The 9735-nt window shown below is 58.2% G+C and carries 11 protein-coding genes; 3 read left to right on the top strand and 8 right to left on the bottom strand.

All coding sequences use genetic code 11. The features are described from left to right. Window positions 1-857: acyl-CoA dehydrogenase family protein (locus tag VFQ24_10480; protein ID HET9178768.1), on the top strand; the 857-nt coding region annotated here is incomplete at its 5' end. Between the two features lie 52 nt (window positions 858-909). On the opposite strand, the gene VFQ24_10485 is transcribed toward VFQ24_10480, so the two are convergent. Further along, window positions 910-1305 (bottom strand): ACT domain-containing protein, encoded by a 396-nt coding sequence (locus VFQ24_10485; GenBank protein HET9178769.1) that lies wholly within the window; start codon window positions 1303-1305, stop codon window positions 910-912. A gap of 192 nt (window positions 1306-1497) precedes the next feature. Between VFQ24_10485 and rbsK the strand changes: the two genes are divergently transcribed. Beyond that, the gene (gene rbsK / locus VFQ24_10490) at window positions 1498-2439 is read left to right on the top strand and encodes a ribokinase (GenBank protein ID HET9178770.1); all 942 of its coding nucleotides are present in this window, start codon (window positions 1498-1500) and stop codon (window positions 2437-2439) included. Window positions 2440-2466: 27 nt separating this feature from the next. On the opposite strand, the gene VFQ24_10495 is transcribed toward rbsK, so the two are convergent. The 7 genes from VFQ24_10495 to VFQ24_10525 form a co-directional block, all read right to left on the bottom strand. Beyond that, window positions 2467-3783, bottom strand: a complete 1317-nt coding sequence (locus VFQ24_10495) for a DUF4380 domain-containing protein (GenBank protein ID HET9178771.1) — start codon at window positions 3781-3783, stop codon at window positions 2467-2469. Window positions 3784-3982: 199 nt separating this feature from the next. After that, the gene (gene xylB / locus VFQ24_10500; GenBank protein ID HET9178772.1) at window positions 3983-5521 is read right to left on the bottom strand and encodes a xylulokinase; all 1539 of its coding nucleotides are present in this window, start codon (window positions 5519-5521) and stop codon (window positions 3983-3985) included. Window positions 5522-5675: 154 nt separating this feature from the next. After that, complete coding sequence (locus VFQ24_10505) at window positions 5676-5954, bottom strand: hypothetical protein (GenBank protein ID HET9178773.1); 279 nt, start codon at window positions 5952-5954, stop codon at window positions 5676-5678. A gap of 32 nt (window positions 5955-5986) precedes the next feature. Continuing rightward, the gene (locus VFQ24_10510; protein ID HET9178774.1) at window positions 5987-6379 is read right to left on the bottom strand and encodes a hypothetical protein; all 393 of its coding nucleotides are present in this window, start codon (window positions 6377-6379) and stop codon (window positions 5987-5989) included. A 15-nt stretch (window positions 6380-6394) separates the two neighbouring features. Beyond that, window positions 6395-7546 (bottom strand): Gfo/Idh/MocA family oxidoreductase, encoded by a 1152-nt coding sequence (locus VFQ24_10515; protein HET9178775.1) that lies wholly within the window; start codon window positions 7544-7546, stop codon window positions 6395-6397. A 90-nt stretch (window positions 7547-7636) separates the two neighbouring features. Continuing rightward, window positions 7637-8023 carry a four helix bundle protein gene (locus VFQ24_10520; protein ID HET9178776.1) on the bottom strand — a complete coding sequence of 129 codons (387 nt, stop codon included), beginning with the start codon at window positions 8021-8023 and terminating at the stop codon, window positions 7637-7639. A gap of 58 nt (window positions 8024-8081) precedes the next feature. Beyond that, entirely contained in the window at window positions 8082-9041 is a 960-nt protein-coding gene (locus VFQ24_10525; protein ID HET9178777.1) for a sugar phosphate isomerase/epimerase, read from the bottom strand. 433 nt (window positions 9042-9474) lie between these two features. On the opposite strand from VFQ24_10525, the gene VFQ24_10530 reads away from it, so the two are divergent. Beyond that, the coding region (locus tag VFQ24_10530) for a hypothetical protein (GenBank protein ID HET9178778.1) at window positions 9475-9735 on the top strand (261 nt) is incomplete at its 3' end.

Consider the following 9735-nt stretch of genomic DNA (forward strand, 5'->3'; position numbering starts at 1 on the left):
CCCTTACCTACGCGGCAGAAAGCCTGTCGTACCGGACGGGCGGCCTGATCGACCAGATGCTCGAGGGGGTCGATCCGGGCACATCTGAGGCGAACGGGCAGATTCTTGCGGCGCTTCGGGAATACGCCGTCGAGTGTTCAATCCTCAAGGTGGTGGGAACAGAAACCCTCGATTGGATTGTTGACGAGGCCGTGCAGATTTTTGGCGGCTATGGCTTTTCCAGCGAGTATGAAGTAGAGCGCGCGTATCGCGACCAGCGCGTGAACCGTATCTTCGAGGGAACCAATGAGATTAATCGCCTGCTGATCACCGATATGCTTTTAAAGCGTTCGATGAAGGGCGAACTCGGATTGATTCCCGCAGCGCAGAAACTCATGGACCAGATTCTCGGCACGCCTTCAGGCGAGGCTTGGGAGGGCGAAGGACCTCTCGGCGACGCTGCAGCGATTCTGGAAGGCGCAAGGAAAGCGGCCTTGCTGGTTGCCGGAAGCGCCGTGCAGAAATATATGCAGGCGCTGGCGGAAGAGCAGGAAGTGGTTGGCGTGATCAGTAATCTGGTGATGGAAGTTTACGCGATGGAAAGCGCGCTCCTGCGAACCCGCAAGAAGATCGGCAAAACCTCCGTTGACTCGTGCCGGGCGGAAATCGATGCTACGACAATTTTTGCCCATGAAGCAGCGGACCGCGTTGAAGTGGAAGCAAAGCGCGCTTTGGGCAGAATTGCTGAAGGTGATGCGTTGCGCGCTCAACTTGCGGTCCTCCGGCGTTTCTTGCGGCGTACGCCGCCGGACGTGATCGGACTGAAGCGGCTTTTGGCAATCCGGGCCCTCGAACTCGGCCGCTATCCCTTCGCTTAACCGCGGCCACAGCGTTCAGCGGGTTCGACGCGGACACGTTTCGGAAGGGATGTTACAGGCCTTTCAGGGCTTTGACAGCGCCGGCGACGTCAGAAACGGCAAGCACCAGGTCAGACTGCTTTGCCCCTTTCGCAACCGTCGTATAGCCATGGTTGATATTGATGTTCGCCTCGGCAAGGCGCTCCGCGATTTCTGCGAGGAGACCGGGCCGATCTGTCAAAGTGAGCCTGAGAACATCCTCTTCCGTGACGCGCAAGTCCAGATCGCGCAGTACCTTTCTGGCACGGGTGGGACTGTTGACAAGCAGGCGAATGGGAATTTCGTTGCCGCTGGCGTAGGACGTGAAGGCGGTGATATCGACTTTCGCCCTGGCCAGCGCTCGGGCTACGCGGGCGATTTGTCCGGCGGAACCGTCAATCCAGATGGAGATTTGCTTTGCCTTGCTCATCGTTGCTTCCTTTCCACCGAGTCTCGATCTGCTGAGAATACGACGAAAAGGTTTCGGGTGTAAACGCCGGCCGATCGGCGAATAAAGATTTAGTTCCTGCTTTGGGAATCGCAGTTGGATTTCGACATCGCGGAAATTGATCCGGGCGCGAACTCGGTACAAACCGTGAGCCGCAGCCGAGAGGAGGTCATTTTGAAGGCGGTTGAAGATGTTCGAGTCGTGGTGGTGGGCAGCAGCAACTTTGACGTGGTGGTCAACGCCGAAAGGCCTCCCCGCGAGGGAGAGAACATACTGGCGACGAACCTGAAATTCTTCCCGGGCGGCAAGGGCGCCAACCAGGCGGTCGCCGTCAAGCGACTGGGCGCGCAGGTGACGTTTGTCGGCGCCGTGGGCAAGGACATCATCGGTGATTTCCTCATTGGCCATCTCGAGGCCAGTGGAATTGATACCCACTGGGTGCGCCGTGAAGCCGAGCGCTCATCGGGATGCGCCTTCATCAGCATCTGTCCCAGCGGGAACAATTCGATCGTGGTTGATCCCGGCGCCAACCGCACCTTGACGCCGAAAAACATCGAGGACGCGCACGAGGCGCTTGCCGGAGCCGACGCCGTCCTTACCGTCCTGGAGGTTCCCATGGAAACGGTGGAAGCGGTGTTACGGGCGGGGCGTAAAGCAGGCAAGCTGACGGTGTTGGATGCAGGTCCGCCGCGCCAGTGTTCAGCGGAGATTCTGAAGCTTGCCGACATTGTTTCCCCCAATGAGACGGAACTTGAAGCGCTCAGCAGGGAAACGGTTAGCGGGCGCGAATCCGTCGAAAAAGCGGCGCGGAAGCTGCTCCAACTGGGCGCGGAAAAGGTTGTGGTGAAGATGGGCGGCGACGGCTCGATGCTGGTTATCGCCGGCAAGGCAACTCACTTCCCAGCTTCAGAGATAAAGGTTGTGGACCCAACCGCAGCAGGCGATGCGTTTACGGCGGCCCTCACCGTGAGGCTTGCCATGGGCGAGAAGATCGACGATGCAATGCGCTACGCAAACCTGGCCGGAGCGTTGGCTGTGACCCGGCTGGGTGCTCTTCCCTCACTGCCGACGCGCGAAGAAGTGGATGCTTTCGCTGCTGGAAAGGAGCCAGCGTAGAGCCGGGGATAAAATGACGACCGGAGATCAGTTATCTTTCCTCAGGATTACATTCCCAAGAAACCCGTGGTTCCGTCCCTGCGCATCGACCACGCGAACGCTTACCCTGAAGGCATCAGCCGGAAGCGGTACCGTTTTGTCCAGCCGAACCACTTCGCGGGGATCGACGGCTTGCAGGTTCTGGTGGCTGATCTCCTCACCCATGGCGCTATAGAATACCGCTTCCGCTGTCCCGGGAACAAAAACTCCGAACACTCCCTTCAAATTCACCTGGTTGCCCGTAACTTCGCCGGAGAGCGGCTGGCTGATGGCGCCGACCCAGACGGTTTTCACTACTGGATTGGGCAGCCGCGTCGGCGCCCAATGCACTGTGAACTCGTATTCCTGGCCCGGGTCGAGGGTGGCATAAGGGCTGATCACCTCGGTTTCCAGGAAATAGGGAGTCTGCTTCGGGTCGTCCGGCAGGGTCTGGAAAAACGGGCCGCGAGAGATGTGCCCGGGGCCGTCGTTCCACGACTCGACGGAAGCATTGTCGGGATACTCCTGGCTGGGGAAATGCTTGAACGTTTCCACCAGGCAGGCGTTCTTCTGGCCGTTCACCACGGCGTACCAGCCGGCGTTGGAATCCGCCGCCACTTTGCCCACGCGGTATTCATAATGGACGCGCAACATCTGGCCGTTATCGATTGCCTGGTAACTCGGATTGCGCGCATCGCCGTACGGATGATAATAGCCTCCCGGGAACATGCTGTGCGGGTTCAGCGGTATATATACGTAAAGCTCAGGGTTGGGCTTGGACGGGTCGCTTGCGTCTGCGGCATCGTTCTGGATCAGGTGCCAGATGCCCCAGCGGATTCGCCGCAGGCTGATGTTGCGCATCACCTGGTCCACCTGGACGCGCGTCGTGCCTGCATAGACGTGGTACGTGCGGATGAACTGGACTCCGCTCCGCTGATCGGGCGGGCTGGTTACGCGGACGGCCACTTCCTCGGTCGTGTCCTTCACCACTTCGGATTTAAAAGGGCTGCCATCGAGGATGTAATAAGGGATGCTGGGCCACTCGTTATCATTCATCCAGCCTTCCGGCGCCGGCCACACTTTATCGCCGCCGTAGTTGGCCCATCCTGATTTCAAATTGTTCTGGCTTTCTGGCAGGACCTTCCCCTCAAACTGCTTGTTCACGAAAAAGTAGCTCTGATCGCCCAGTTCCAGTTGAATAGCGCGGCCGCCGATTTCCGGCGTCACGTAGAGGGTGACGATGCCGTTGGTCAGGCGGTATGCTTTCCAGCCATGGAATTCGGTGGTTTCGAGTTTTGCCTCAAACGAGGGGACCGTTGACGCCATGACAGACCTCGCGGAAAAGGGGAGAAGTAGTGCGCGAAGCATCCCCGAAGGTTGCGACCACCGGACGGATGGATATAAGTAGAGTGCCGAAAATAGAACCACGCAGATCCAAGTCATTGCCGCAGGGCGTAGTCGTTTCATGCGATTCCTTAGCAAACAGAATGTCCGGCCATTCTAATACCTCGAGACCGATATGCGCTTATCGCTTCAGAGCGGGCCCGGTAGCCAGCGCCGACAGCCGGTGTGCCAGCTCGCGCACCGCCGGGTAAAGCTTCCGGTAAACGTCGTAATGGCGATCGTAAACAGCGCTGTTCGTGGCACGCGGATAAAGGCATTCACTCACCTGGATGGCTTCGCGCGCGGATTCCTCCACCGACGAATACACCTTCGCGCCGGCGCCCGCCAAAAGCGCCGCGCCAAACGCAGAGCCTTCGGATGTCTTCAGCGTCACCAGTTCTTTGCTGTAAACATCCGCCTGGATTTGCCGCCAGGTGAAGCTGCGCGAACCGCCGCCCGAGGCCCGGATCTGGTCCACGGGTATATCAAGTTCGTTGAAGATTTCGAGCGAATCGCGCAGGCTGAAGGCGACGCCTTCAAGAATGGCGCGGATGAGATGCCCGCGCGTGTGGGACGCTGTCAGGCCGAACCACATTCCACGGGCTTCGGGATCAAGATGCGGCGTGCGCTCGCCCATCAGGTAAGGCAAAAACAGGACGCCGCCGGACCCGGGAGGAACGTGCTCGGCCTCCTTGATGAGCAGTTCATACACGTCGGAGCCCGTCTCGCCCGCGTACCAGCTTTCTACCGTGCCGAAGTGGTCGCGGAACCAGCGCAGCGAAAGCCCGGCGCCTTGCGTCACACCCATCACGTGCCACTTGCCGGGAACAGCGTGGCAGAAGGTGTGGATGCGACCGGCAGGGTCAAGCTTGGGAGCGCCTGTGTAGGCAAACATCACACCGGAACTTCCCAGCGTGCTCGATGTCAGGCCCGGCAGTACAATGCCATTGCCCACGGCGCTCGCGGCCTGGTCTCCGGCGCCGCCCACCACCGGCGTGCCGGCAACCAGCCCGGTGAGCAGTGCGGCTTCGCGCGTGACGGCGCCGGTGATTTCCGGCGATTCGTAGGCCGTGGGCAGGAGTCCGGAATCCAGTTGGAGCGCCGCAAGGATTTCCTGAGACCAGCGGCGCTTCGAGACGTCAAACAGCAATGTCCCGGAAGCGTCGGAAACGTCGGTGGCAAATTCGCCGGTCAGCCGGTAGCGGACAAAATCTTTGGGCAGCAGGAAGTGCGCGGCCCGGTCAAAAATGGCAGGCTCATGGTCGCGAATCCAGAGCAGCTTGGGCGCTGAAAAGCCGGTGAGCGCGGGGTTCGAAACCAACTGAATCAGCCGCTCGGAGCCGACCTGGGCCGTGATCCAGTCGCATTGCGGCTGGCTGCGCTGGTCGCACCAGATCAGCGACGGCCTCAGCACGGCATTCGCGCGGTCGAGCAGCACCACGCCGTGCATCTGTCCTGAAAGCCCCACCGCCTTGATGTCCGATCCCTTCAGCTCCGCTTCAGCCAGAGCTCCCTGGACTGCAACGGTAGTTGCTTCCCACCAGTCTTCGGGTTCCTGCTCAGCCCAGCCGGGCTTCTCCATGCGCATCGGCTGATGGTCGCCGGTGGCGGCGCCCACAACCGTGCCATCCGGACGGACAATCACCGCCCGCGTCCCCGTCGTGCCAATGTCAATTCCCATTAGGTAGGACATCGTTCTGAGAGGCCAGGAGTGAGGAGTAAGAAGTCACGACTCGGAAGCCACGGCCTTGTCATTCCCGCGCAAGCGGGATCTATCGACTTCACCAGAGCCCTTCCTCCTCAGTCCCCACGCAGCGGCGCTATTTCTCTATCACCTATCGTTTTCTCCAGCAGGTACAGCGACCTGGCGCTGTGTGGATAGTTTCCGACCATGCATCGCCGATTTTCTCGATGACCGTTCCGTCCAGCTTGTTGATCTCCATTCCAATCTGCCCGTGCGCGGCTAGGGTCGCCCGCTTACCCCCGGCAAATTTACTCGCGAAGGCGAGATACTGGTCGGAGCACCTTTTTATGAGCTGATTTATCACGAAGTGGCTATCAAAGATACAGCCTTGCGGCACCTCGTCTACAATTTGTCGAATCGCGGTTTCCATTGGAAATTCCTCTTCACTTTTGAACTCTAAACTTACTTCTTCAGCGGATGTGCCTTATCGTATGCGGCGTCTTTCCTTGCTTCTTCCGCCGCAGCCTGCGCCTCATACTCTTTAAGGACTTTCATAATGTGGTCGCACTTAGCCACCATGCGCCGAGACAAATTGGCGAAAGGATCGGGATAGCCATCAGCGTAGCAGCTGTTTAACGTAGCCGCCGCTACCTCTCCAATATACAAGCGCACTAGATGAACGGTACTGGCGTTTACTTGGCCCTGAAGTTGAGCCTGTTGGCGGGCCTCCTCAACCCCGGCCTGCGCCAGCTTTAGCTGGTGGTCTTCCACACCGCTCTGAACCAAGAAGCCAATGATAATCAGCGCTACAAGAGAGACAACCATCCAAACAAGGATCTTAAAAGGCTTTCTCATTTCGTACCTCCAGCATCAACGAACCTTCTCCCACTTCCCCGACTTGGCTGATTTTTCGATCGCTTCCATGACCGTCTGATTCTTGACACCATCCGCAAAATTCGGGGACGGCATTTTATCTTTCTGCAGCGCAGTGAGGAAATCGTGGACTGCGTGAACGAAGGTATGCTCGTAGCCGATGATGTGCCCGGAAGGCCACCAGGCGCCGACGTAAGGATGCACAGCCTCCGTGACATTAATGGTCTTGAAGCCCTGATCGCCGGGCTTATCTGTCGAATCATAGATCTCGAGTTCGTTCATGCGTTCCAGGTTGAAGGCCAGACTGCCCTTGCTTCCGTAGAGCTGGAAGGTGTTGTAATTCCGCCGGCCTCCGCAGAATCGGGATGATTCAAAGACGCCTACGCTCTGGTTGCGAAAGCGCGCCAGAAAATTGGTGTCGTCGTCCACGGTGACTTTGCCTTTGCCCTTGCTGCCCTTTGCGCCCCAGGTGGTTGCGCCGCTGCCCGCGAGCGGCCGCTCCTTGATAAAGGTGGTCATCTGGGATGTGAGCGAGACGAATTCGCCATTGAGGAAGCGCGCAAAATCGATGGCGTGCGAACCGATGTCGCCCAGCGCGCCGCTGCCGGCAAACTTCTTTTCCAGCCGCCAGACCAGCGGAAAATCAGGGTCCATGATCCAGTCCTGGAGGTAAGCGCCGTGGTAGTGGTAGATGTCGCCGATGCGGCCGTCCTCGATCATCTGCTTGGCGAGGCAGACGGCGGGAATCTTGCGGTAATTGTGCATGATCATGTGCTTCACGCCCGCGCGTTCAACCGCCTGAAGCATCTTTTTGGCATCGGCAACATTGTTGGCCAGCGGCTTCTCGCAGATGACGTGCTTGCCCGCCTGGGCCGCCGCAATGGCCATTTGGGCGTGCAGATAACCGGGGCTCGAAACGTCAACAACGTCGATGTCTTTCCTCGCCACCACACGGCGCCAGTCAGTGTCAGTCTCCTCCCATCCGAACTGGCGCGCTGCTGCGTCCAACCCTGCACGATCGCGGCCGCAGATCACCTTCAGCCGCGGCGTCAGCTTGCCGGGGAAAAAGTGGCTGACCTGCCGGTAGGCGTTGGAATGCGCCTTGCCCATGAACTTGTATCCGATGAGTGCGATGTTGATGTCGGTCATGATTTGCTCCTTAAAGAGAGTGACGAGTGACAAGTGACGAGCTGAAACACGAAGAAGAAGCGAGGTTCGCAGACCTGGCTAGGACGCGGATCAGTCCGCCCTCGACAGCCTTCGACGAAGAGCGTTTAACATTTTCTTCAGTTCGGAAATCAGCCCGAACGCCTCTTCCCCATTGGCTGCCGAGCAGAAACCGAGATCGGAACACAACGTCAACTGGGTGTCCAATTCAGCCAACGACCCCTCGGCAGTAGAAATGAAATGGATGAACTTTGCAGTACTTTTGCGCGCCTGCCCCTCCGCAATGTTAGAAGGAACCGAAATTGCTGCTCGCCTCATCTGCGAAACTAACCCAAATTTCTCCTCTGTCGGAAACGGCTTGGTAATAGCGTATATGACCTTCGCCAATTCCAGACCTTTCTGCCAGACTTGGAGGTCTCTGTAACTCGCAACCCTGGACTTTTCCGCAGTCTGAACCATGTCTCGACGCCTGTAAGCTCTGCCCGCACTCGCCACTCGTCACTCATCACTGCCTTGTTCACACCCACCACGCCCCGGTCAGCTTTTCCTTGATGACGATTTCGTTCAGGAAGGCGGCGGCTTTTGCGAGGCCTTCATCCACGGACATCAGGCTGTCTTCATGCTCGATGGAGAGAACGTCGTTGTAGCCGATCATCTGGAGCGTCGAAACGAAGTCGCCCCAGAAATCGCGTCCGTGGCCGAAGCCGACGGTGCGAAACAGCCAGGAGCGGTTCTTCTCGTCCGTGTATGACTTGGTGTCGAGCACTCCGTTTACCTTGTAGTTCACCTCGTACATCCGGGTGTCTTTGGCGTGAACGTGAAAGACCGCATCGCCCAGCTTCCGGATGGCGGCGCAGGGGTCAATCCCCTGCCAGAACATGTGGCTGGGATCAAAATTGCAGCCGATAGCCGGCCCTGCTGCCTCGCGCAGCCGCAGCATGGATTCCGGCGAATAGGCCACAAAACCCGGATGCATCTCGATGGCGATGCGGACGCCGTGGTCGGCGGCAAACTTCGCCCGCTTCTTCCAGTAAGGAATCACCTTCTTTTCCCACTGCCACTTCAGCATTTCCAGATAATCAGGCGGCCAGGCGCAGGTGATCCAGTTGGGATACTTCGAGTTGTCGGAATCTCCCGGGCAGCCTGAAAAGTCGATGACGCGCGTCACCCCAAGCTTTTCAGCCATCAGGATGGTTTTGCGGCTGACCTCCGCGGCGGAGTCGGCGGTCTTCTTGACCGGATGCAGCGGGTTGCCGTGGCAACTGAGGGCACTGATGGTGATGCCCTGGTCATCGAGTTTCTGCTTGAATTCCTTGATTTTGGCAGGCGTGTTCAGCAGATCGAGGTTAAGGTGCGCGTTGCCAGGGTAGTTCCCGGTGCCAAGCTCGATGGTGCTGATTCCCAGCGGCTTGATCTTGTCGATGACTTCCTGCAGGTTCAGGTTCGAAAACAGGACGGTGAATAGACCGACTTTCATGGTGAGTCTCCGTTCGCCGGCCGCGACGCCAACGGAATAAGCATGAAATAGCCCGGCTGGCCGCGGCCGAATTTGGGATTTGTTTCCAGGCAAAAGAATGAATAAATCTATCGACCGCAGCGGCGGACGTCAACTGGAAAATGGGGAGCCGAACAGGGCCACGATTCTTAATCAGGAGTTCGGAGCTTTGAGCTCCGGCGCTGGCATAGCCACTTCAGCCTGGGGCATTCCGGTCCCCGGCATTCCAAGGGTCCCACGGTTCTTTCCTCAGGAGGTCGTTCAGCTCCGACGTTGACAGTCGTCGCGGCTCCAGCCAATGGGGCTTCAGGCTCTGAAGGGATCATCGGGCAATTCTGAAGCACTGACCCGCCGCTCCTGACTTCCAGCCTCTCCCGCCGATTTTGCTTGACTTAGTAGGCTAGCTGTGGTAGCCTTGTTAAACAGCGAAGATTTAGGCGCAGGATCAGGGAAGAAACGCAGTGTTTCTAGCGCACGATCTATCGTTGGACCGGCGGTCTTCTCAGTGGCCGATAGACGAATGCGTGCCGGCAACGAGCGAATTTTTGCAGTCCCCAAAAAGGCACTTTTCGCGCTGGTTTTGAGGCAAATGGGACAAAAAAACACGTTTTTTGAAAAACGAACCGGAGAGGTTGTTGAAAACAAAGGAAAATTGCCAAAAAACGAACCGGAAACG

It is taken from the genome of Terriglobia bacterium (genome assembly GCA_035712365.1).
In the GTDB taxonomy this organism is placed as follows: domain Bacteria; phylum Acidobacteriota; class Terriglobia; order UBA7540; family UBA7540; genus SCRD01.

What these genes read in the sequence shown, in the direction of transcription:
- VFQ24_10485 (HET9178769.1), bottom strand. Translation starts at nt 1,305, where the DNA reads ATGAGCAAGGCAAAGCAAATCTCCATCTGGATTGACGGTTCCGCCGGA.
- VFQ24_10495 (HET9178771.1), bottom strand. Translation starts at nt 3,783, where the DNA reads ATGGCGTCAACGGTCCCCTCGTTTGAGGCAAAACTCGAAACCACCGAA.
- xylB (HET9178772.1), bottom strand. Translation starts at nt 5,521, where the DNA reads ATGGGAATTGACATTGGCACGACGGGGACGCGGGCGGTGATTGTCCGT.
- VFQ24_10505 (HET9178773.1), bottom strand. Translation starts at nt 5,954, where the DNA reads ATGGAAACCGCGATTCGACAAATTGTAGACGAGGTGCCGCAAGGCTGT.
- VFQ24_10510 (HET9178774.1), bottom strand. Translation starts at nt 6,379, where the DNA reads ATGAGAAAGCCTTTTAAGATCCTTGTTTGGATGGTTGTCTCTCTTGTA.
- VFQ24_10515 (HET9178775.1), bottom strand. Translation starts at nt 7,546, where the DNA reads ATGACCGACATCAACATCGCACTCATCGGATACAAGTTCATGGGCAAG.
- VFQ24_10520 (HET9178776.1), bottom strand. Translation starts at nt 8,023, where the DNA reads ATGGTTCAGACTGCGGAAAAGTCCAGGGTTGCGAGTTACAGAGACCTC.
- VFQ24_10525 (HET9178777.1), bottom strand. Translation starts at nt 9,041, where the DNA reads ATGAAAGTCGGTCTATTCACCGTCCTGTTTTCGAACCTGAACCTGCAG.